Source organism: Aquimarina intermedia (assembly GCF_008124785.1).
Lineage (GTDB): Bacteria > Bacteroidota > Bacteroidia > Flavobacteriales > Flavobacteriaceae > Aquimarina > Aquimarina intermedia.
On the sequence record NZ_VNHU01000007.1, the window covers coordinates 68,004 to 90,907 of the forward strand.

Annotated in this window: 21 protein-coding genes; 3 read left to right on the forward strand and 18 right to left on the reverse strand. The window is 36.9% G+C overall.

From position 1 onward, the window contains the following. The first annotated feature begins 38 nt into the window (after window positions 1–38). Window positions 39–386 carry a hypothetical protein gene (locus BD809_RS11150; RefSeq protein ID WP_148783055.1) on the forward strand — a complete coding sequence of 116 codons (348 nt, stop codon included), beginning with the start codon at window positions 39–41 and terminating at the stop codon, window positions 384–386. Between the two features lie 429 nt (window positions 387–815). Here BD809_RS11150 and argH read toward each other — a convergent pair whose 3' ends face one another. From argH to BD809_RS11200, 10 genes are all read right to left on the reverse strand, one after another. Then, window positions 816–2,093 carry an argininosuccinate lyase gene (gene argH, locus BD809_RS11155; protein WP_148783056.1) on the reverse strand — a complete coding sequence of 426 codons (1,278 nt, stop codon included), beginning with the start codon at window positions 2,091–2,093 and terminating at the stop codon, window positions 816–818. Between the two features lie 16 nt (window positions 2,094–2,109). Continuing rightward, a complete protein-coding gene (locus BD809_RS11160; RefSeq protein WP_246131518.1) occupies window positions 2,110–3,207 on the reverse strand; it encodes a M20 family metallo-hydrolase in 1,098 nt (365 codons plus the stop codon). Between the two features lie 9 nt (window positions 3,208–3,216). Then, window positions 3,217–3,999, reverse strand: a complete 783-nt coding sequence (gene argB, locus BD809_RS11165) for an acetylglutamate kinase (RefSeq protein WP_148783057.1) — start codon at window positions 3,997–3,999, stop codon at window positions 3,217–3,219. A gap of 4 nt (window positions 4,000–4,003) precedes the next feature. Then, window positions 4,004–4,960, reverse strand: coding sequence for an N-acetylornithine carbamoyltransferase (locus BD809_RS11170; protein ID WP_148783058.1), 957 nt, complete (start codon window positions 4,958–4,960; stop codon window positions 4,004–4,006). Window positions 4,961–4,983: 23 nt separating this feature from the next. Further along, window positions 4,984–6,156 carry an aspartate aminotransferase family protein gene (locus tag BD809_RS11175; RefSeq protein ID WP_148783059.1) on the reverse strand — a complete coding sequence of 391 codons (1,173 nt, stop codon included), beginning with the start codon at window positions 6,154–6,156 and terminating at the stop codon, window positions 4,984–4,986. Between the two features lie 40 nt (window positions 6,157–6,196). Continuing rightward, on the reverse strand, window positions 6,197–6,991 hold the full coding sequence (gene proC / locus BD809_RS11180) for a pyrroline-5-carboxylate reductase (protein WP_148783060.1): 795 nt from the start codon (window positions 6,989–6,991) through the stop codon (window positions 6,197–6,199). A gap of 18 nt (window positions 6,992–7,009) precedes the next feature. Then, window positions 7,010–7,987 (reverse strand): N-acetyl-gamma-glutamyl-phosphate reductase, encoded by a 978-nt coding sequence (gene argC, locus BD809_RS11185; protein ID WP_148783061.1) that lies wholly within the window; start codon window positions 7,985–7,987, stop codon window positions 7,010–7,012. Beyond that, entirely contained in the window at window positions 7,984–9,177 is a 1,194-nt protein-coding gene (locus tag BD809_RS11190; RefSeq protein WP_148783062.1) for an argininosuccinate synthase, read from the reverse strand. Before BD809_RS11190 ends, argC begins: the two co-directional genes overlap by 4 nt. Next, a complete protein-coding gene (locus BD809_RS11195; protein WP_148783189.1) occupies window positions 9,165–9,797 on the reverse strand; it encodes a GNAT family N-acetyltransferase in 633 nt (210 codons plus the stop codon). Before BD809_RS11195 ends, BD809_RS11190 begins: the two co-directional genes overlap by 13 nt. Window positions 9,798–10,290: 493 nt before the next feature. Then, window positions 10,291–10,848 carry an outer membrane beta-barrel protein gene (locus BD809_RS11200; RefSeq protein WP_148783063.1) on the reverse strand — a complete coding sequence of 186 codons (558 nt, stop codon included), beginning with the start codon at window positions 10,846–10,848 and terminating at the stop codon, window positions 10,291–10,293. A gap of 452 nt (window positions 10,849–11,300) precedes the next feature. Between BD809_RS11200 and BD809_RS11205 the strand changes: the two genes are divergently transcribed. Next, window positions 11,301–11,633, forward strand: coding sequence for a hypothetical protein (locus tag BD809_RS11205; RefSeq protein WP_148783064.1), 333 nt, complete (start codon window positions 11,301–11,303; stop codon window positions 11,631–11,633). 4 nt (window positions 11,634–11,637) lie between these two features. On the opposite strand, the gene ilvA is transcribed toward BD809_RS11205, so the two are convergent. The 8 genes from ilvA to BD809_RS11245 all read right to left on the reverse strand — a co-directional run bounded on the left by ilvA (window position 11,638) and on the right by BD809_RS11245 (window position 21,584). Beyond that, window positions 11,638–12,903 carry a threonine ammonia-lyase IlvA gene (ilvA, locus tag BD809_RS11210; RefSeq protein WP_148783065.1) on the reverse strand — a complete coding sequence of 422 codons (1,266 nt, stop codon included), beginning with the start codon at window positions 12,901–12,903 and terminating at the stop codon, window positions 11,638–11,640. An 89-nt stretch (window positions 12,904–12,992) separates the two neighbouring features. After that, on the reverse strand, window positions 12,993–14,468 hold the full coding sequence (gene ilvC, locus BD809_RS11215) for a ketol-acid reductoisomerase (protein ID WP_148783066.1): 1,476 nt from the start codon (window positions 14,466–14,468) through the stop codon (window positions 12,993–12,995). Between the two features lie 72 nt (window positions 14,469–14,540). Further along, window positions 14,541–15,074, reverse strand: a complete 534-nt coding sequence (gene ilvN, locus BD809_RS11220; protein WP_148783067.1) for an acetolactate synthase small subunit — start codon at window positions 15,072–15,074, stop codon at window positions 14,541–14,543. Window positions 15,075–15,091: 17 nt separating this feature from the next. Then, window positions 15,092–16,819, reverse strand: a complete 1,728-nt coding sequence (ilvB, locus tag BD809_RS11225; protein WP_211356716.1) for a biosynthetic-type acetolactate synthase large subunit — start codon at window positions 16,817–16,819, stop codon at window positions 15,092–15,094. Between the two features lie 53 nt (window positions 16,820–16,872). Continuing rightward, on the reverse strand, window positions 16,873–18,549 hold the full coding sequence (ilvD, locus tag BD809_RS11230; protein ID WP_148783068.1) for a dihydroxy-acid dehydratase: 1,677 nt from the start codon (window positions 18,547–18,549) through the stop codon (window positions 16,873–16,875). A gap of 508 nt (window positions 18,550–19,057) precedes the next feature. Further along, window positions 19,058–19,711, reverse strand: coding sequence for a response regulator (locus BD809_RS11235; protein WP_148783069.1), 654 nt, complete (start codon window positions 19,709–19,711; stop codon window positions 19,058–19,060). A 12-nt stretch (window positions 19,712–19,723) separates the two neighbouring features. Further along, a complete protein-coding gene (locus BD809_RS11240; RefSeq protein WP_148783070.1) occupies window positions 19,724–20,515 on the reverse strand; it encodes a sensor histidine kinase in 792 nt (263 codons plus the stop codon). Window positions 20,516–21,188: 673 nt separating this feature from the next. After that, entirely contained in the window at window positions 21,189–21,584 is a 396-nt protein-coding gene (locus BD809_RS11245; RefSeq protein WP_148783071.1) for a hypothetical protein, read from the reverse strand. Between the two features lie 288 nt (window positions 21,585–21,872). Here BD809_RS11245 and BD809_RS11250 point away from each other — a divergent pair, with 288 nt between their 5' ends. Next, on the forward strand, window positions 21,873–22,703 hold the full coding sequence (locus BD809_RS11250; RefSeq protein ID WP_148783072.1) for an N-acetylmuramidase domain-containing protein: 831 nt from the start codon (window positions 21,873–21,875) through the stop codon (window positions 22,701–22,703). Window positions 22,704–22,904: the final 201 nt, after the last annotated feature.

Genomic DNA, 22,904 nt, shown 5'->3' on the forward strand with positions numbered 1-22,904 from the left:
ATATAAAAAGTAGTCATCTCCGATATGCTTTGTTCGCTTTGGCGAAAGTAAAAGAAAAAAACCTCCTGTACGGCCTAACTAGTAGCTTTGTCTCCTCCCGCAAACTGCAGGAAGGAAAAAAACCGTTTGCATTGCTCCTACAAACTACAGGAAGAAAAAAAACCATTTGCATCGCTCCTGCAAACTGCAGCAAGAAAAAAAACCATTTGCATTGCTCCTGCAAACTGCAGCAAGAAAAAAAACCATTTGCATTGCTCCTGCAAACTGCAGCAAGAAAAAAAACCGTTTGCATCGCTCCTGCTAATTGCGGAAGGAAAAAAAACCGTTTGCATCGCTCCTGCAAACTGCGGAAGGAAAAAACTGGATGGAATCATACTATGAACTAAATACACTACACTACAAACTTTTAGTCTTTATGAGTTCTTCAACGCTGATCAGCTACAAATTATAATAGTGAGAATGTTTCCTATGAAATCAGGTTCCGATTAGGATCTAGCTGCCAAATGTCGAAAATGGATTTTGTAGTAGCTAAACAATATTATTTTAGCTGAAGGATACAATATAAGAGTGCTTAAAACAGGAAGAAACTTAGAGAATGACACAGTGTTTGAGTTAAATTTTTCATTTTAGTGTCAAAAAATCCCTGGTAAAGACATCTTTCCTGCCCGAATTATATAGGCGAGTTCTTTGTTTCCTTTCTTTTGAATGAGTTAAAAAATGAAAGCACTAGGTCTCCATATATAAAACAAAAAGGTACGTGCATCACACACGTACCTCTGGTTGGTTTGCTCTATCTACCCAAAAGTATGATAAAATTAAACCGAACTCAACTTTGCTTTTATATGTGACAGGCCCAGATTATTGATACTCCCAATATGTGTGTGTTTCGTATCTTTGATTGGAACATAGGTACCGGCTTCAATATCTTTTCCAATTTTCACATAAGCATCCCTAAACGACATACCATCCACTACCAATTGATTGAGCGTATCTACACTAAATAGATATTCGTATTTTGAGTTATCAAGAATGCTTTTGTTAACGGTGACCTGTTGCAATGCATAATCTGCCATTTCTAAAGAAGCCTTCATATCCTGAATCGCAGGAATAAGGTTCTTTTTGAGGAGTTGTAAATCTCGATGATAGCCACTAGGTAAATTGTTGGTTAGCAATGTCAACTCATACGGAAGCGCTTGTATCACATTACATTTTGCTCTGATCAGCTCAAACACGTCTGGATTTTTTTTATGCGGCATAATACTGGATCCTGTGGTATACTCTGAAGGTATACTCATAAAATTAAAATTCTGACTCATGTATAAACACACATCCATCGCCAATTTTGATAACGTGCCTGCTATACTACTCAATGCAAATGCCGTTGATTTTTCTGACTTGCCTCTACTCATCTGTGCGGCTACCACGTTATACTTCAAAGTTTCAAAACCCAATTCCTGAGTGGTAAACTCCCGATCGATGGGAAATGAGCTTCCGTATCCAGCTGCACTCCCAAGAGGGTTTTGATCTACAATTTGCAGCGCTGCATTTACGACATATAGATCATCCACAAAACTTTCGGCATAGGCCGAAAACCAAAGACCAAAGGACGATGGCATGGCAACTTGTAAATGTGTGTATCCAGGTAGTAAAACTTCTTGATGAGTATCTGCAAGATCCAGTAAGGTGGTACTTACGTCTTTTACCAACGTTTTTATTTGCTGTAGTTCGTCTTTTAAATATAGATGCATTGCCACCAGTACCTGATCGTTACGTGATCTTGCAGTATGTATTTTTTTTCCTGCTTCCCCGATAGTTTGGGTGAGCTCGAATTCGATTTTGGAATGTCCATCTTCAAAATCCTCTTCGATAACAAAGGTCCCTTCAGCAATCTGTACTGATAGTTTTTGTAATGCTCCCGTGATAGCTGTAAGATCCTGATCAGACAATAAATTGACTTTACATAACATCTTGGCGTGAGCTAATGTAGCTTGAACATCATACTTAGCCAAAACCAAATCTAATTCACGGTCATTGCCTATCGTAAATTGATTTATCTTTTCGTTGGTTGGTAATCCTTTATCCCAAAGTTTCATTTTTCTATTTTTTATACTAGAGTATTCCTTTTAAAATTTTTATGTAAAGTGCGATACCCTCTTTGATCTCGCTGACATAAATAAATTCGTCTGCCGAATGGGATCGCGTTGAATCTCCCGGCCCCAACTTAAGCGACGGACAAGTAAGTACAGCTTGATCAGATAAAGTAGGTGACCCATAAGTAGCTCGGCCAAGTGCTATACCGGATTGAACAACCGGATGTTCAATAGCGATGGATGATGCTCCTAAATGCATAGATCTTGGAGTTACTTCAACCTGCGCTGGTAGTTCATTTTGTATGCTTTTTAAAATTTCCTCGTTTGTGTATAAATCATTTACACGTATATCTACAACAAAATCGCAGGTTGCCGGTACAACATTGTGCTGTTTACCGGCATTAATCTGAGTAACCGTCATTTTTACGGCTCCCAAGGTTGATGAAATCCTTTCGAAATGATACGTTTTAAACCATTGTATGAACGGTAACGCATTATAAATGGCATTATCATCATTAGGATGTGCCGCATGACCAGCCGTTCCTTTAACTGATACGTCTACTACCAACAATCCTTTTTCTGCAATGGCCAGTTGCATTAGTGTGGGTTCTCCCACGATAGCAAAATCAATCGGCTTAAGTTTGGGTAACACACTGTTTAATCCTTTTTTACCACTACTCTCCTCTTCTGCAGATGCGACCATAACGATATTATAGCACAACTGCTTCTCTGCATAGAAATACGTAAATGTTGCTAATAAACTTACCAAGCACCCACCTGCATCATTACTTCCTAACCCAAACAATTTTTCGTCTTTTACAAATGCCTTAAAAGGATCATTGGTATAATTACCGTTAGGGCGAACCGTATCATGGTGTGAATTGAGTAAGATTGTAGGCTTATTTTTATCAAAATGCTGATTATATGCCCAAACATTATTGTTTTCACGTTGGTGCGGAATGTTATGATCCCGAAACCATTGTTCTAATAGTGTTGCAGTTTTATCCTCTTCGGAAGAAAAGGAAGGCGTCTCAATTAACTGCTGAAGCAATTGGATCGCTTGCTTTGTCAGACTTTCTATGAGTAGATTTTCCGTATCGGTCATTTGTTCTTTCATAAGATTATATTATAAAGTGAGGGTCGTATGTAGGATGTTTGGATTGGTCAAAAAATCAGCATTTGCAATATGTATCGTTTTAACCTCCTGTTCTAAAGCCTTAAAACAATTATGAAGCTTCGGAAGCATCCCATGACTTATTGCATTGGTATCCAGAAGTTCGGCATATTTATTTTGATTAATATGAGGTATCACGGAATCCTTATCCTGAATGTTTGTTAGCACGCCTTTAAGCTCAAAACAATAAAACAAAGACACTTCATAGCGTGCTGCCATAGCCGACGCTACTTGCGAGGCAATCGTATCAGCATTGGTATTTAGTAATTGCCCTTCTAAATCATGAGTTACTCCGCATACTACTGGTGTCATACCCATGGACACAATTTCTTTTAGGAATGATGTATTAATCTCAGTAATATCGCCTGCATACCCATAATCAATAAACAGCGGTTCGCGTTTTACAGCCGTAATTACATTGCCATCTGCTCCCGAAAGTCCTAACGCATTACATCCATTTTTTTGCAAACCGGCAACTATCTTAGTATTGATCAAACCTGCATAGGTCATGACCACCACATCAAGCATTTTGGCTGTTGTGATTCTACGTCCGTCGATCATCTCGGTAGGTATCGCTAACTTTTCTGCTAATTGTGTTGCTGACTTCCCTCCTCCGTGTACTAAAATTTTTGGTCCTTTGATCTTTGAGAAATCTAACAGGAACTGAGATAATACTTCAGGGTTCTCAATAATATTCCCACCAATTTTAGCGATAAAAAGTGTTTCCTTTTTCATAATGTTACTCTTGGCAATTGGCTTTTAATAATTTTTGCAGTACAAGCTGCGCGGCAAAGGTTCTATTATTTGCTTGTTCGATAACGATTGAACTTTCACTATCAAGTACAGCATCATCAATAACGACGTTACGACGTACCGGTAAACAATGCATTACTTTTGCTTTGTTGGTAGCCGCTATCTTTTCCTGAGAAATTCTCCAAGACATATCTGTTTCTAGGATCTTACCATATTGTTGATAGGAACTCCAATTTTTTACATATACAAAATCAGCATCCTTCAAGGCTTTGTCTTGGTCATATTCAATATTAGAAGCTCCAACAATCTCGTCCTGCAATTCATAACCTTTGGGATGCGTCACCACAAAATCCACCTCCAGTCGTTGAGCAATTGCGGCAAAAGAATTGGCTACTGCTTGCGGCAGTGCTTTGGGATGTGGCGCCCAGGAAAGAACAACTTTTGGACGTTTTTTAGCTTGAAATTGGTTTATTGTAATGGCATCGGTCAACGCCTGAAGCGGATGACCTGTGGCGCTTTCCATATTTAATATGGGAATGGATGCATATTTTATAAAACCTTTGAGCACTTTCTCATTATAGTCATCGTCCTTGTTTTCTAATGTTGCAAATGCTCTAATTGCAAGTATATCACAGTACTGAGAAATCACCTGAGCAGCTTCCTTAATGTGCTCTGAAGCTCCTTGATCCATCACCGTGCCATCGTCAAATTCTAATGCCCAACCTTCTCCGGTAAAATTCATTACCATTACATTCATTCCCAAATTAAGCGCTGCTTTTTGAGTACTTAATCGGGTACGAAGACTTGGATTAAAAAATAGCAAGCCCAAAGTTTTATTTTTACCCAACTCGCTATGGGCTCCAGGATTTTTTTTTAAATCATTGGCTTCTGAAATCCAATTGGATACCGAATCTATATCATTGACTGAAAAGTAGTTTTTCATTTTATTTCTTATTACTAATTAATTTATTTCAAAGACACTTTGGTTTTAAAATGCTCAGGGATTTCTTTTTCAACTAATTCTGAACGTAACGCTTTTATAAACTGATCAACTTCTATCTCCGTAATGGTCAGCGGTGGTAATATTCGTAAGACATGTTTATCTTTTGCAGCACCGGTAAAGATGAGATGCTTATAAAGCAACGCATTACGCAAAGGACCAACCTCAAAATCAAATTGTAATCCGAGCATTAAACCGCGTCCTTTTACTGCTTGTACTTGTTGAATAGTGATCACTTGTTCGTAAAAGTACTGCCCAATTGCTTTAGCGTTTTTGAGGAGACTTTCTTCCTCAATCACTTCCAAAACTGCAATTCCGGCTGCACAAGCCAGATGATTGCCACCAAAGGTTGTCCCGAGTAGACCATGACTCGCTTTTATGTGAGGCGCAATTAAAATTCCGCCCATTGGAAAACCATTTCCCATACCTTTAGCCACCGAAATAATATCAGGTGTTATCCCATGATGTTGATGCGCAAAAAATTTACCGGTCCTTCCGTATCCTGCTTGCACCTCATCAAGAATCAATAAAACGTCATTGGCTTTACAAACTTTTGCTAATGCTTGAAAAAATTGCGAGGATCCTTCGTCCAATCCTCCTACCCCCTGTATGGGTTCAATAATCACGGCACATACATCTCCTTTACCTAATTCTTTCGCTACCATCTCAATTTTATTAAGAGGCAGTAAGGTGACGTCATGTTGTTTGTTTAAAGGTGCAATAATATTTGCATTATCAGTCACTGACACTGCTGCAGATGTTCTGCCGTGAAAACCATTGGTAAAGCCTACAATTCTAGCTTTATTGGTGTGAAATGATGCCAATTTCAAAGCATTTTCATTAGCTTCTGCACCAGAATTACATAAAAACAATTGATAGTCAGAGTAGCCTGAGAGTTCCCCTAATTTCTTAGCTAATTTTAGCTGTAAACTGTTTTGTACTGCGTTTGAATAAAAACCGATTGAATCCAATTGATTTTTTATACTTTCCACATAATGCGGGTGCGCATGACCTATCGATATCACTGCGTGTCCACCATATAGATCCAGATACTGTGTATTATTTACATCCTCAACGGTGCAATTCAAGGCTCGTACAGGTTCTATATCGTATAAAGGGTATACATCAAATAATTTCATATGATTATATTTTAAAAGCCAAGATCCCTCAACCTCAGGCCTATTTTATTGAATTGATTTTTTCGTAAGAAGCCATAACTCCCTTTATTACAGATGAACTTAACCCCTGATGCTCCATCTCGTTTAAACCCTGAATAGTACATCCCTGAGGAGTGGTTACTTTGTCGATCTCACATTCGGGATGTGTATCATTTTCTGACACCAAGGTCGCGGCTCCCATAGCCGTTTGCACTGCGATTATTTGGGCTTCATGAGGATGAAATCCCATTTGAATACCCCCTTGAATCATAGCACGCAGGAAACGTAGAAAAAAAGCAATTCCGCTCGCTCCCAACACCGTTGCCGCTTGCATCAATGGTTCTTCAATTACTAATGTTTTACCAATAGTTGAAAACATTTTTTCTACTGTTTTCAACTCTTCAGTACACTCATTGTTGGCAGCTATACACGTCATGGACATCTTTTTTGAGGCTCCAGTATTAGGCATCACACGAATTACTTTATTAGTAGATAGCACCTTATTAATTTCTTGAATTCCTACTCCGGTAACCGTAGAAATCAGCATCTGGTCAGGATGTATAGCTTCTTTTATCTCGTCCAAAACTGAAGCCAATTGTTTGGGTTGCACACAAAGTAAAATCCATTTTGCATTTTGAATTGCCTCTGTATTGGATTGTGAAACTACTACGTTGAAAGTTTGCTTGATTGCTGTTAGATTTTTCTTGGATTTACCTGAAACAGTTATCTGCGTGGTACCAAATAACCCACTTGTTAAGAGTCCCGAAACAATTGATCTCCCTAAATTCCCTCCGCCTATTATTGCTAGATTCTCCATAATTCTCACGTTTTGTTATTAGAAAGCACTTGCCTTCAAATCGAGTCCGGTAGTCTCACCTAACCCGAACATTAAATTCATATTTTGTACCGCTTGTCCGGATGCTCCCTTTATCAAATTATCTAACACCGTCGTGATCACGAGCATTTCACCAATCTTCTGCAGATGGATCACGCACTTATTCGTATTCAGTACTTGTTTTAGGCTAATTGGATCTTCAGAAACCAGCGTACATGGTGTGTCTTTATAGTACTGTTTATATAAAGTTATAGCTTCCTCTATGTTTCCATCAAACTGAGTATATAAAGTAGCGTAAATACCTTTGCTAAAGTTTCCTCTGTTAGGGACAAAAAAGATTGGAGCTTTGAAACCGGCCTGTTTTTGGTGTAGGGATTGTTTAATTTCATCTAAATGCTGATGCTCGAAAACTTTATAGCTTGAGAAATTGTTATCTCTCCAGCTAAAATGTGTTGTCGATCCAGGTAGCACACCCGCTCCAGTACTTCCCGTAGTAGCATTGGCGTGTATGCTATGTGTTAGCAAACCATGAGAGGCAAGTGGTAAAACACCTAGCTGAATGGCGGTAGCAAAACATCCGGGATTTGCAATATTATCAGCTGCTGCTATCTTATCCTTTTGCAACTCTGGTAATCCATAAATAAAATCTCTTCCTTCAAAATATTGATCCTGTTGCAGTCTAAAATCATTGCTGAGATCTATTATTTTCGTTTTGTTTGAGAACTTTTTGTCAAAAAGAAAATGTTTTGATTTTCCGTGTCCAAGGCATAAAAACACCACATCAACATCCGGATTAACTTTATTGGTAAAATCCAACCCGATCGAACCTAATAGATCCGGATGCTGTTTTGCGATTGAAACTCCGGCGTTGGTCGTACTGTATACAAAATTAATTGCGACCCCATTATGGTGAACTAAAATCCTTAAAAGTTCACCAGCTGTATAACCTGACCCTCCTATAATTCCTACCTGTATCATACTATTTCAGAATTTAAGTGGTGATGAATTTTATTAGCATTTCCATAGATCTTAATAAATCCCTTGGCTTCATCAGCAGTCCATGCATCATTTTCTTCTCCGTAGGTAGCAATATCTGATGTCATCATGTCAAATTTGGAATCAATCCCATCAATAGTAAAGTGATACGGTTTTAAGGTTATAAAAACCTCACCTGTGACCGATTTTTGTGAATCTTCCAAAAACGTTTCGATATTACGCATCACAGGATCCAGATAGTTCCCTTCATGCAGCAACATCCCATACCAATTGGCAAGTTGTTCCTTCCAATATTGTTGCCATTTGGATAGCACATGTTTCTCTAATGTATGGTGCGCCTTAATGGTAATCATTGCAGCTGCTGCCTCAAATCCAACTCTTCCTTTGATCCCGATAATCGTATCCCCCACATGGATATCTCTACCTATTGCATACGAGCTCGCTATTTTCTCTAATTGTTTGATGGTTTCAACAGGAGAATCAAGAGCGTCATCTATACCTACGAGTTCTCCCTTCTCAAAATTTAAACTCAGTTTTTTTTCTTTAATTCCGTCTTTTAACTGACTTGGATATGCAGATTCTGGTAAGGGTTGAGAAGAAGTTAAGGTTTCCTTACCCCCAACACTGGTTCCCCATAATCCTTTATTAACTGAATACTGAGCCTTCTCCCAGCTGTAATGAACGCCGTGTTTTTCTAAGTAGTCAACTTCCGCTTGACGCGAAAGTTTAAGATCTCGTATCGGAGTGATAATTTCAATTTCTGGAGCTAGTGTTTGAAAAATAACATCAAATCGAATTTGATCATTCCCAGCTCCTGTACTTCCATGCGCGATATACTTAGCGCCAATAGCCTTTGCATAGGTAATTACTTCTATTGCCTGAAAAATTCGCTCTGCACTTACGGAAAGTGGATACGTATTATTTTTTAAAACATTCCCGAAAATCAAGTACTTAACCGCCTTGTTGTAAAATTCGTTTAGAATAGTTCTATTAACATGTTTCGTACTTCCTAATTCATAGGCTCTTTCTTCGATATTCTTTAATTCATCTTCTTCAAAACCACCGGTATTAACCAAGATGGTATGTACCGCTAGTCTTTTTTCATTTATTAAATATTTTACGCAAAAGGAGGTGTCTAATCCTCCGCTATATGCCAAAATTACTTTTTCCATGATGTTACTTTTTTATTGTTCTCAAGCAATCTCTGCTTTTTGTCTTTTATTAATTTTACAATGGTTTTATTGAACCAGCTTTGTTTTTTCTGTACCTGCTTTGCGGGATCAAACAACATTCCTGTACATAAGCACATTTTGTAATCCTTAGAAGTAAGTATAGAGAAGTTTGTGCACGTCTGGCATCCCTGCCAGAATTTAGGGTCATCGGTGAGTTCTGAAAAAGTAACAGGTTTATACCCTAACTCTGAATTTATTTTCATCACCGCAAGACCCGTTGTAATTCCGAATATTTTGGCATCGGGAAACTTTTTGAGTGAATGGTTGAAGGTGAATTCTTTCACTTTTTTTGCCAAACCCAAGTTGCGATATTCGGGATGTACGATGAGCCCAGAATGCGCCACGTATTTATTATGGCCCCAAACCTCGATATAACAGAATCCGGCAAAAGTGTCACCGACAAGTGCGACTGTGGCATTTCCATTTTCTATTTTGGTTCGAATATATTCTGGAGTCCGCTTAGCGATACCCGTACCTCGTATTGCTGCAGAAGCTGCAATAACCTCACATATCTCTTCTGCAAAATGTGTATGACTATGATTTGCTATGGTAATAACTATCTGTTCCATATTATAGTATAGAAAAGTGCACCCTCTCCTTACGAGAAGAATGTGCAATACAATAAATTGTTTATCAATAGATTGCTCTATAGATAACTACTATTAAAAATGTTGAATTTTAAATCCAGATCAGAACTGATCACATTGAATAGAATTAAGACTTTCTTTTTTGAAAGAAACTTACTCTGATAAAATTATGGATTTGACCTCACGGGAAAGCAGGACACACCCACTTTAAAAATTAATTACAGCCCGATGGGACGTCGAAAGCGTCGCACGCAAATTAAGAGGTCTTCTAAAAAAATTGATTGATTAAAATCGGAAGTAAAAAAATGTAGTGTTTTCATAATAGTAACTCTAAATCGTCGGCCTTGGCCCCTTTCGTTAACTAACGCTGCAATAGTACAAATTTTTTTGAAGTAAGAAAAGAATTAATTAAAAAAAAGAGTCGCCAGTTGGCGACTCTCTATAAAATTGTTTGTTTAATTACTTATTAGTTTCCTCCAAAAGTAAAAAGTAAACCAATATTTACTGTTAAATCACCAACTGATTGATCAAGATCAGTTTTACCAGCACTCAAATACGCTACATTAAAGTTTAATACTTTGTATTTGAAACCAAGTGCCGGACGAATACCAAAGTTAGATTTGCTGTCCGTTTTCAACTCCAATTCTGAATTATTATTACTAGCTTCAAGTTCGACACCACCAACATTAGCCATACCTAAGCCAAGACTCGCATATGGACGGAAACCTTCTTTCTTAAAGAAATAACGTGTATTGACTAAGTAAGAACCAATAGTTAAATTCCCATAAGAGTCATTTGCAATATCAGCCCCTACTAAGAAGTCTCCTTGATAAAGAAAAGATACGTCAATATCCTCAGTCACTCCGTATCCTACTTCTAAATGTGCAGAAATACCACCATCTAAGAAATCAGAAGCGTCACCCATTGGAGAAGCATATCCTAATCCAAATCCAAACTTAACCTGAGCGTTTGCTGAAGCGAAGCTCAACATAGCGATACCTACAAATAGTAAAAATTTTTTCATAATTGTTGTTTTAATAAAAATTATTAAATCGGTTTAACGGGCCGAATATATCGATTAAAAACACATATTAACAAATAATTTAGATTATTTAGCAATTTTAACATTTGTTGAGCTTTTAAAATTTTTAAAAGAAATTTTGCTAATAACTTTGTAGAAACTGGAGTCTCAGATAATTAGGGATATCTTTTTTTAAGTTTTTTTTTGTAATCTAAATCCCTCGACTACTTGCCTTGCGAAGTTAAAAGCGTTCTCGTAACATCCTTTTATATAATTATATCTATTTACTAACTACTTCTAAGTTCCTATGTATCGTTTTACCACCTTGTAACACTCACTAATTATAACATATCTCTCACAGTATTTTAACTGAGTATTGCAGGAAGTAGAGCTTATTTAAGGATATTTTTGTCGAACACAATCATCTATACAAATCATCTTAATTGGCTTTTTCAATGAAAAAAACACTTCTTTTTACCTTATTTTTCGGTACAGCTTTAACTACATTCTCTCAGTCTTTTTCTGAGGAATTTGGAGATGATAACTTAAGCTCGTATAAAGTATTTGAATATATATCCGAGTCTGATACTAATACAAATATAGGCACCAAAGAAGCTACTGCAATCGGCAACTTGGTTGAAGCACCTGCTATTGTTTCAGAAACAATTACTATAATTAAGGGACTTAAAAATGAAGAAGTTCATCACTATGAACATTTTAAAAAATTAGAAAAAAGCTACAAAACTGTTGCTTTAATCGAAGAATCAGAGGCTTATACTTCGTTCTAATTGCTTATATCAAATATTGAAATAGATCTGGTTTGTTATTAAGATAATCTCCAAAAAAGTTATAACACTTCATACGTTGAATTAGAGGTTCTAAATCTTCTTTGTATTTCAACTCAATCCCCACCACAGCTGGACCATTCTCCCGGCTTGACTTTTTTGAATATTCAAAATGAGTAATATCATCATCCGGTCCTAATACCTCAACAACAAACTGTTTTAAAGCTCCTGCACGCTGTGGAAATCGAACAATAAAATAATGTTTTAGATTAGCATATAACAAAGCACGTTCTTTTATCTCTGCTGTACGGGTAATATCATTATTACTACCACTTACAATACAAACAATATTCTTTCCTTCAATTTTGTCTTTATATTCTTCTAAGGCAGCTAATGTTAAAGCTCCGGCGGGCTCAACTACTATTGCATCTCGATTATAAAGATCTAAAATGGTTTGACATATCCAGCCTTCAGGCACCGTAAGCATATCATCCAAGTGATTTTTACAAATTTCAAAATTAAGATCACCAACACGCTGTACTGCTGCTCCATCAACAAATTTATCGATGTTCGTAATTTCTGTGTTTCTACCCTCCTTTGTAGAAATTGACATCGATGGTGCGCCCAAGGGTTCAACACCTATAATCTTCGTTTTTGGAGACAATACTTTAAGTGCTCCGCATAAACCGGATGCTAATCCCCCACCTCCTACCGCAACAAAGACGTAATCTATCGATTGATCGGATTGTTGCAAAATTTCAAGACCAATAGTCCCCTGCCCTTCTATTGTTTTGGGATCATCAAAAGGATGTACAAAAACTTTGTTTTTTTGTTTACATAACTTTACTGCCGCCTTTGAGGCATCATCAAAAGTATCGCCTGCTAATACCACATTGACAAATTCTCCTCCAAACATCTCGGTTTGTTCCACTTTTTGCTTAGGTGTCACCGAAGGCATATAAATAGTACCTTGTATTTTTAAATGTTGACAGGCAAAGGCTACGCCCTGTGCATGATTGCCTGCACTTGCACAAACAACTCCTCGCTCTCGCTCTTTCTCTGTTAGTGAACTTATTTTATTAAAAGCTCCTCTTATTTTATAGGACCTTACGCGTTGTAGGTCTTCGCGTTTCAAGAAAACATTGCAACCATATGCTTTGGAGTAGCGAACACTATTCATTAACGGAGTTACCATGACTACCTCTTCAATAGTAATTGCAGCTGCTTTGATGTCTTTTACATCTGGGAAGTATGTTGTTTCGGTCGTATTCATATTATAATTTATCTTTCTGAGCCCATCACAGGATTCACAATACACATCAAAAGAACCTAGACAGGCCCAGTCAGATAAGCTTTACATCATTAAATTATAGGTTTCATAGCTGTCATTGATGCTCTAAGCTGCTCGCCTATCATTTCTATTGGATGATTTCTTATGATGCTGTTAACTTCAATCAGTTTTGCATTATCAACATGATTATCCTTTTCTTTATCATAGGCTTCTCCAATAACATCGGTATCAACTGTAGCCATAAAATCTTCTAACAAGGGCTTACATGCATGATCGAATAAATAACAACCATACTCTGCTGTATCCGAAATCACACGGTTCATTTCGAATAATTTTTTCCGAGCGATCGTATTTGCAATCAACGGAGTTTCATGTAATGATTCATAGTAGGCTGAGGCATCGATAATACCAGACGCTGTCATTGCTTCATACGCTAATTCTACTCCGGCTCTAACAAATGCTACCATAAGTACACCATGATCATAAAACTCCTGTTCAGAAATTTTCATATTGCCAGCAGGAGTTTTTTCGAATGCGGTCTCTCCGGTTGCCGCTCTCCAGGTTAGTAAATTTTTATCATCGTTTTGCCAATCCTCCATCATGGTTTTTGAAAAACGTCCAGATATGATATCATCCATGTGTTTATGAAATAAAGGACGCATAATGCCCTTTAGTTCTTCAGAAAGTTCAAATGCTTTTAGTTTAGAAGGATTCGACAAACGATCCATCATATTGGTAATTCCACCGTACTTGAGTCCTTCTGTAATTGTTTCCCAACCATGTTGAATTAATCTGGAAGCGTATCCCGAATCCAAACCTTTTTCAATCATTTTATCAAAACAAAGTATGGAGCCTGTTTGTAATAAACCACAGAGGATAGTTTGCTCACCCATTAAATCCGATTTTACTTCGGCCACAAAGGATGACTCCAACACTCCTGCTCTATGTCCTCCCGTTGCCACTGCATACGCTTTTGCTTGTGCTAAACCGTGTCCTTGAGGATCATTTTCCGGATGTACTGCAATCAATGTTGGAACCCCGAAACCTCTTTTATATTCTTCTCTCACTTCAGATCCCGGACATTTTGGTGCTACCATAATAACTGTTACATCCTCCCGAATTTTCATACCTTCCTCGACAATATTAAATCCGTGAGAATAGGAAAGTGTAGCCCCTTTTTTCATTAACGGCATAACCGCATTAATTACCTGAGTATGTTGTTTATCAGGGGTTAGATTGATTACTACATCAGCCTCGGGTATGAGTTGTTCATACGTACCCACCGTAAATTCGTTATCTGAAGCATTTTTAAAGGAAGTTCGCTTTTCATCTATTGCTTTTTGCCTAAGAGCGTATGAGATATCCAACCCGGAGTCTCTCATATTGAGTCCTTGGTTTAGGCCCTGTGCCCCGCAACCGATAATCACAATTTTCTTCCCTTTTAAAGCTGTCACCCCTTTATCAAATTCATTTACAGCCATAAATCGACATTTGCCTAATTGAGTGAGCTGTTCTCGCAGTGATAATGTGTTGAAGTAATTGGTCATTTTATTATTTTATTTTTAAGTTTTTCCGCAGTAGCGGATGGTAAATTGGTTACATGTTTTTTTCTTTTACTATTACGAAGATGCTATAGAAAAGTTTTCCAGAATTTTAGAAATGTGCATTTTATCTTTGGTGATGGCAATACGACCTGATCGTACAAATTGCATTAACCCATATGGCTCTAAACGATCATACAACAGTTCAACTTCCTGTCGGCTACCTGTTTTCTCTAATACAAAATATTCTGGAGTAACGGTCACTATATGAGCGATATGCTCTTTTATGACCAATTGAATCTCTCTATCCTCAAAAAGTAGTTTTGAAGCCATTTTAAATAAGGCTGTCTCTTGAAAAATAGTCTCCTCATCTTTATGATAAAATGCTTTAATCACCTCTATTTGCTTTTCAATTTGACCGACTAATTTTCTAGCCTGATCTTCTGTGACCTGAACCACAATTGTAAAACGATATACATCTTTAATTTCGGACACCGATGTTGTCAGACTATCTAAATTAATATGTCGTTTTGAAAAAATTGATGAAATACGATTGAGTAATCCAATGTTATTTTCTGTATACGCCGATATGGTATAATTTTCCTTTTTCATTGTTTTTTTTCTTTGTGTTAGCTCAGTCTTATATCGGATACTGAAGCCCCGGTGGGTATCATAGGAAATACGTTACTTTCTTTTTCTACACATACTTCTAAAAAATGTGCTTCATCCGAGGAAAGCATTTTAGCAATGGCGCTTTTTAAGTTTTTTCTTTCCGAAACGCTGTTAGCTTCAATCCGATAGCCTTTAGCGATAGTTACAAAATCGGGATTGATCATTTCTGTTGACGCATAGCGTTTATCAAAGAAGAGTTGTTGCCATTGTCTCACCATCCCTAAAAAATCATTGTTAAGAACAACTATCTTAACCGGCACTCTTGTTTGAAAAATAGTTCCTAATTCTTGAATAGTCATTTGATATCCGCCATCACCAATTATAGCAATAACCTGACGCTCCGGAGCACCCATTTTTGCTCCTATTGCTGCTGGCAGAGCGAAGCCCATAGTCCCTAAACCACCCGAAGTTATATTACTTTTAGTTTTATTGAATTTAGCGTAGCGACAGGTTACCATCTGGTGCTGGCCCACATCAGAAACAAGAATTGCGTCACCGTTTGTAAACTCATTAATATGGCGAAGTACCTCTCCCATTGTTATGTTGCCCGAGGATGGATTCAATTCGCTATCTATGACCGTTTCATGTTCTATCGTTTGAAACTCTTTAAATTTTTTGAGCCAATTAGAATAATCATTCTTAATCAGGTGCGGAAGTATTTGATTTAATGTTGTTTTGACATTTCCCATGACTGCTACATCAACAGAAACATTCTTATTTACCTCGGCGGGATCAATTTCAAAATGAATGATTTTTGCTTGTTTGGCATAGGTTTCTAGATTTCCTGTCACACGATCATCAAATCGCATCCCGATAGCAATTAAAACGTCGCATTGATTCGTCAATACATTAGGTCCGTAATTACCGTGCATACCCACCATCCCTACATTGAGCGGATGTATCGTTGATAAGGCGGAAAGCCCAAGGATTGTCCAAGCCGCAGGGATACCGGTTTTTTCAATAAAGGTTTTAAACTCATCTTCAGCCTCACCAAGTATAACTCCTTGCCCGAATACAATCATAGGTCGCTTGGCTTGATTAATTAGCTCCGCCGCTTCAAGAATACTTTCAGTAGTAGTTGTGGGTACCGGAATATAACTTCGCACTCCTTTGCATGGTTTATATTCAAAATCCAAACTACCAAATTGTGCATCCTTTGTGATATCGATTAAAACCGGACCAGGTCTTCCAGAACGCGCGATATAAAATGCTTTTGCCATAACTGTAGGGATGTCTTCGGCTTTGGTTATTTGACAATTCCATTTGGTCACCGGAGTAGATATTCCAATGATATCAGTTTCCTGAAATGCATCGGTTCCTAATAAGTGCGACCCAACCTGACCTGTTATACATACCATCGGTGTAGAATCGATCTGAGCATCTGCAATTCCGGTTACAAAATTAGTTGCTCCCGGTCCAGATGTGGCAATAGCGACTCCCACTTTACCGCTGGCTCTTGCGAATCCCTGAGCTGCATGAGTAGCTCCTTGCTCATGACGTGTCAACACATGATGCAGTTGATCTCTGTATTTATAAAGTTCATCATACACGGGCATGATGGCACCTCCCGGATATCCATAAATCAAATCAACTCCTTCTTCTAATAAACATAGAATGACAGCTTCTGCGCCTGTTACCGTTTTTTTCTTCAGATTTATTTTTGCCGGTGCTGTTTGTGTTTGCATAGCTGTTGATTTTTATTGATTAAGCTCCCTGAAGGATAGCATTTTTGATTTTGTTAAAATTCGTCGGTAACACAACCTTTTGAGGCCGAAGCAACCGTTTTTGCATACTTATACAGTACTCCATTTTTAAATTTTAAGGGAGGCTGTTTCCAATGTTTTTTTCTTTCCGCAATTTCTCGCTTTGTCAATTGTACAGCGATGGTGTTTGTAACCGCATCAATGGTAATAATATCCCCATCTTGCAGTAAAGCAATTGTACCACCATCTTGAGCTTCGGGTGTAATGTGTCCTACCACAAACCCATGAGTGCCACCTGAGAATCGACCATCAGTGATTAACGCAACATCTTTACCTAAACCTGCTCCCATAATAGCAGCTGTAGGCTTTAACATTTCGGGCATACCAGGACCACCTCTAGGTCCTTCGTAGCGTATAACAACCACATCTCCTTTTGTCACCCTTCCGTTACTAATGCCATCATTTGCGGCATATTCTCCATCAAATACGATCGCTCTGCCTTGAAACGTCAAGCCTTCTTTTCCTGTTATTTTTGCGACGCATCCTTCTTCAGCCAAATTGCCAAACATTATTCTCAAATGCCCGCTTTTTTTAATAGGATGTTCAATAGATTTAATCACATTTTGATCCTGAGTAAGATCCGGAACATCCAGCAAGTTTTGAGCTAATGTTTTTCCGGTAACGGTAAGACAATCTCCATGCAAAAATCCTTTTTTGAGCAAATACTTCAAAACTGCGGGTACACCGCCCACACGATGCACATCTTCCATCAGGTACTTTCCGCTTGGCTTAAGATCAGCCAAAAATGGCGTGGTATCACTAATTCTTTGAAAATCTGCTAAGGTAAATTCGATATTTGCAGCGCGAGCAATAGCTAAAAAATGCAAGACAGCATTGGTGGATCCCCCTAAAACTGTTACTAAGGTGATTGCATTTTCTAAGGCTTTTTTAGTTACAATATCAGACGGTTTAATGTCTCTTTCAAGTAAGAGACGAATTGCTGCTCCTGCTGCGATGCTTTCCTCTTTTTTCTGATCACTTATTGCTGGATTGGACGCGTTATACGGTAGTGCCATTCCTAGCGCCTCGATAGCCGCCGCCATCGTGTTTGCGGTATACATACCACCGCACGCTCCCGCTCCCGGACACGCTTTTTCTATTACTGCTTTATACTCGGCCTTGGTTATAGTACCGGAAACTTTTTCTCCCCAAGCTTCAAATGCTGAGACCACATCAAGTTTCTTCCCTTCATGACAACCTGATGCGATGGTTCCGCCGTATACAAGAATCGACGGTCTGTTAAGTCGAAGCATAGCCATTAAGGCTCCTGGCATATTCTTATCACAACCCACCACGGTAATTAAGGCATCATAAGACATGGCTTGTACCACCGTTTCCATCGAATCCGCAATAACATCGCGGGACGGTAATGAAAACCGCATGCCAGGTGTTCCCATAGATATACCATCACTTACACCAATTGTATTGAAAATCAAACCAACCACATCTTCCTGTTTAGTACCTTGTTTCACCAGTTTTGCTAAATCATTGAGATGCATATTACAAGGGTTACCTTCATATCCTGTACTGGCAATACCCACAAACGGTTTGGTCAAATCCTGCTCGGTTAAACCAATGGCATGTAACATAGCTTGTGCTGCAGGTTGAGAATCATCTTGAGTGACTTGTTTACTATACTTGTTTAAGCCCATGTATGCTATTTATTTTTAATTACTTTTAAAAAGTTTTGATAAAATTATCTCACTTCTTGGATTACACCTTATTGTTTTACAGGAACTTACAGTTTTCAATGCATTATAAATTCTAATAAAAAACTGAAAATCAATCAGCTATACAATTCTATTTTACACTGTTAAACTCAATTTATTATCGTTAAACAAAAAATCCCTTCAGACAGCTGAAGGGATTTTTAAAAGCATTAAAAATCATTCCCCTCATGGTGATCCAATAATAATAATGATAATAATTACCGCAGTAAAAACTGTGCTTAGAGGTAGAAGAATGGTTGTAATCGATTTCATACGGTGTTAAAATAAAAAATCCCTTTACGTTTTAGGTAAAGGGATTTTTAAATATCATCACAGTACCTTATCAAGATGAACTAATCACCACGATACTAATACTAATAATATTTAATTGTAAATTTATCATTATTGACACAAAGATAGTTAGTTTACCGAAAATTGTTTATAAATTTTATTAAATTTTAAAAAAATTATTTTTTAAACAGTAAATTACCATACCTACCCTAGTTTTGACCTCTAATTTTCTAAATACTGTTTCTCTGTAATTTTCGACAGTTTTTGGACTTAAACTCATCTCAAGTGCAATGGCCTTATAGGTAAGTTCTGAACAGGCTAGCTTTAGAAATTCCCATTCACGGTCGGTCAGTTTTTCAGCTGGACGATGTTCCTTTTTAAGGATCGTATCCTCTGAATTTTTCATGAGGTTTTCAACTTTCCCCGAATAGTAATACCCTTGCTCGATGACCACATTCATAGCATATTCAAAATTGTCAGGATGAATATCCTTTAACAAATAACCTCTGGCACCTGCTCGTAACATTCTAATGATAGTTTCTTCATCATCCTCCATGGTGAGCGCAAGTACTTTTTGATTTGGCTGATTTTCTTTTAACCAGTGCATGGTTTGCACCCCGTCCATCACAGGCATTTTTATATCCAGCAGGATCAGGTCGGGTTTTTTACGTTTATGCAGATAATATCGGGTAAGCTCTTTTCCGTTTTTTAAAATTTCTAGAACATGATATCCCTCTATTTTTAAAATCAGGCTTTCCAGAGATTGAGCAAATAATAAATGGTCATCAACAATAACGACAGTTTTCTTTTTCATATTCCCTAACGATTAATCGTTTTTAATTTCATTGGTAAGGGGGTAATTAATTTTTAACGTGGTACCTTTTTCAAGCTGTGATTGGATTTCAAACGAGGCATTGACTAATGCTGCACGGCTCTTCATATTTAATAATCCTGAATTAGCTACCACCGACTCAGTATCAAATCCAATCCCGTCATCTTTAATGATTATAGTGAGTTCATTATTTTGAAAATCAATGCCAACAAATAAATTCTCAGCTTCTGCGTGTTTTATGGTATTAGAAAAGAATTCCTGAACAATTCGATATAAAATAATTTCGTCTTTTGGATTTAAAACATATTCCTCACCGGTAACCTCTAAGGTAGTTTTCAAAAAGTTTAACTTTTCAAAACGACGTAGTTCGACTTTAATGGAAGATTCAATCCCCACATTTTGAATTACTTCATGATTAAGCGTTTTGGACAGGCTTCTTATTTCCTGTAGACTACTACTCACAAGATTTCTTACATCCTTCATTGAATCATCATATTTTTCCTCTTCCCGTGATCCCAACATATTCATTTGCATGACGGCTGTCGACAAGAGTTGCCCAATATTATCATGAAGCTCCCAACTTACATTTTTTAAGGTTTGTTCCTGTATTTCCAATTTAGATTTAACCAATTCATCATCAAATCGACGTTGTGCATTTATATTCTCCAGGATAAGTTTATTTTTTCTTTTTTGGAACGTTATAAAAAATATAATTCCAAAAATTATAAAAAAGAGAATAACAAGCGTAAAATAGACAATTAACCAAATCTGTTCTTTCGGTAGCATAGTATAAAACCTAAAATGTAGCAAGTATAAAGAAAAATATTTGCACCATAGAGTATTATTGTTCTAATACTTACAAATTCCGGATTTTCATCAGAATAGTATTTTCCATAAATAAAAATAGGCGTAACTAACAAATGAAATGAAAGCGCTCCAAAAGCTACATATGATGATAGATTTCTGTAAAAGTTTAAAATTTTATCTCCTTTTAGTATTTCGTAAGAATACCATAGTATACTTAGCGATATCATAATTGAACCTAAGACATAAGTAAAGATAGAAATATTACTAAAAAAAATCTCTGTAGAGATATATACATAAACAGACGATAGAAAATATACTATGATAAATAAGATCAAAAAAAACTTTACAAGTTTAGTTTTAATGTAAAACAAGAAGTATACGGTATAGAATATAAAACTAATTACAAAGTAAGTATTATAGATCCAGTGATTGCTTACCAACCAAGTATTTTTATAATAAGATAACGATTCATAATAATATATAAACCAAGGTATCCAACCAAAAATAATCTCAACCAATGCCGTCAACCAAAGAAAATAAACAAAGTACCGAGTTATAGAATCAACTCGATACTTTGTGATATAAAAAGTTCCTACGATTGCCGAAGCTAATTCTAATAAATTTACTACAATCAAAAAATCCATTATTCGTATTAATATATATGTGGAGGATTGCCACTTCCAGCACCATTCAAAGGATCAATATCATAATTATTTTCCGCATCGTCCCCACCTTTCCCTAAACTCTTTGCAGGAGAACCGGTAGGTGCTAAGAAAATCGTAGCATAGCCATGATTATGCTTACATTGTTTTTGTGGATAGGCTCCAAAATAAATACGAATTCCCGGATCTTTAATATTTTGTTTTAAAGACTCTCTTTTTACGTAATCTAGATACTCTTCTAATTCTTCAACGGTATAGTAAAACTCTCGAGTATCTTGAAACTTCATGCATTTATCAATGTCTTTGGCTCTTGTATCGCACCAAACTTGTTGCATTTCCTTCGCTTCGCCAACGGTAATACACTTTTTAGGTTTGTTTTTTCCCATAACTCTAAAAATTTAAGATTTATTTGGCTAATAAATTAAAAAAGAATCGAGTAAACAAACACAATATAGAACAAAAACAATATTCTTATTGAACAGGAATAAGCTAAAACCTTAATAGACAGTAGCATAACCACACTCCAGATGATTATCTTGTCATCCTAACATTTTTTGAATCAGATCTCAAGCAGGGGGAAAATCCCCCCATACTTTATTAGCTAAACTTTTGGACATACAATTATGTATAACCATACAGGTTCTTATTTATAGATAAATAAGTATTTTAATAGTATGAAAACACTTAGATATAAATCCAGAGGTCAAGATGTATATTTCTTAGAAGAAATTCTCTCAAGTCTCAACTATCAGATTGTAGTTTCTAACTATTTTGGAAAAGACACACATAATGCTGTGCTTGATTTTCAAAAAACACATAAACTGGTAGTAGACGGCATTGTTGGACCAAAAACCTGGAGCAAATTGATTGCTGCTCAAAATAACTTACTACTACATCTTGATAAGTTGTTATCAGAAAAGGACCTTATCAACTTTGCCGACCGTTATCAATTGGAAGTTGCTGCAGTAAAGGCTGTGAATGAGGTCGAGAGTAATGGTAAAGGATTTTTACTCGATGGTCGACCACGAATTTTGTTCGAAGGACATATCTTCTGGCAGCAATTAATTAATCGTAACATCGATCCTGCGGATTTTTTAAACACTTTTACACAAAATGTGCTCTATCCCACTTGGACCCGTAAGCATTATCTTGGTGGTTCAAAGGAGTACTCTCGGTTAGAAAAAGCAGCTGGGATGAGTGATTTATCTCAGGTACATGAAGCTGCCTACGCCTCTGCATCTTGGGGCTCTTTTCAAATTATGGGTTTTCACTATGAAAGTCTAAACTACGCATCTATCGATGAATTTGTCTCTACGATGTATATTTCTGAAGCGAAGCATTTGGATGCTTTCGGTAGATTTTTAGAATTTAATAATTTAATACACCCTTTGCGAGACAAAAATTGGAAGGTTTTTGCAAGAGGATATAACGGATCCTCCTACGCCAAAAACAACTACGATACAAAGTTAGAAAGGGCCTATTTAAAATTTTCAAATATGATTTAGCGCATTGCTTATCTTCCAGATCTCAGGTTAACTCTTGTACTAGATAAAATTGAACTAATCTTTGAAAAATTATTTACGTTTTTTAAAATTTTGAAATAATGAATCAAGAACATACATCCAAAATATTATAAATCTTCTATGAAAACCAGTAATTTACAAAAGAATTATCATGCATAAATCGACAGGTAAAAAATTAAATAT

Bases quoted from the DNA above. Each gene is read 5' to 3' on its own strand.
- BD809_RS11205 (WP_148783064.1), top strand. From the start codon at position 11,301: ATGAAAAAAACACTTCTTTTTACCTTATTTTTCGGTACAGCTTTAACT.
- ilvA (WP_148783065.1), bottom strand. From the start codon at position 12,903: ATGAATACGACCGAAACAACATACTTCCCAGATGTAAAAGACATCAAA.
- BD809_RS11240 (WP_148783070.1), bottom strand. From the start codon at position 20,515: ATGCTACCGAAAGAACAGATTTGGTTAATTGTCTATTTTACGCTTGTT.
- ilvB (WP_211356716.1), bottom strand. From the start codon at position 16,819: ATGCAAACACAAACAGCACCGGCAAAAATAAATCTGAAGAAAAAAACG.
- ilvN (WP_148783067.1), bottom strand. From the start codon at position 15,074: ATGAAAAAGGAAAATTATACCATATCGGCGTATACAGAAAATAACATT.
- ilvC (WP_148783066.1), bottom strand. From the start codon at position 14,468: ATGACCAATTACTTCAACACATTATCACTGCGAGAACAGCTCACTCAA.
- ilvD (WP_148783068.1), bottom strand. From the start codon at position 18,549: ATGGGCTTAAACAAGTATAGTAAACAAGTCACTCAAGATGATTCTCAA.
- argH (WP_148783056.1), bottom strand. From the start codon at position 2,093: ATGAAACTTTGGGATAAAGGATTACCAACCAACGAAAAGATAAATCAA.
- argB (WP_148783057.1), bottom strand. From the start codon at position 3,999: ATGAAAAAGGAAACACTTTTTATCGCTAAAATTGGTGGGAATATTATT.
- proC (WP_148783060.1), bottom strand. From the start codon at position 6,991: ATGGAGAATCTAGCAATAATAGGCGGAGGGAATTTAGGGAGATCAATT.
- argC (WP_148783061.1), bottom strand. From the start codon at position 7,987: ATGATACAGGTAGGAATTATAGGAGGGTCAGGTTATACAGCTGGTGAA.
- BD809_RS11190 (WP_148783062.1), bottom strand. From the start codon at position 9,177: ATGGAAAAAGTAATTTTGGCATATAGCGGAGGATTAGACACCTCCTTT.
- BD809_RS11200 (WP_148783063.1), bottom strand. From the start codon at position 10,848: ATGAAAAAATTTTTACTATTTGTAGGTATCGCTATGTTGAGCTTCGCT.
- BD809_RS11245 (WP_148783071.1), bottom strand. From the start codon at position 21,584: ATGGGAAAAAACAAACCTAAAAAGTGTATTACCGTTGGCGAAGCGAAG.
- BD809_RS11250 (WP_148783072.1), top strand. From the start codon at position 21,873: ATGAAAACACTTAGATATAAATCCAGAGGTCAAGATGTATATTTCTTA.
- BD809_RS11170 (WP_148783058.1), bottom strand. From the start codon at position 4,960: ATGAAAAACTACTTTTCAGTCAATGATATAGATTCGGTATCCAATTGG.
- BD809_RS11235 (WP_148783069.1), bottom strand. From the start codon at position 19,711: ATGAAAAAGAAAACTGTCGTTATTGTTGATGACCATTTATTATTTGCT.
- BD809_RS11175 (WP_148783059.1), bottom strand. From the start codon at position 6,156: ATGAAATTATTTGATGTATACCCTTTATACGATATAGAACCTGTACGA.
- BD809_RS11160 (WP_246131518.1), bottom strand. From the start codon at position 3,207: ATGAAAGAACAAATGACCGATACGGAAAATCTACTCATAGAAAGTCTG.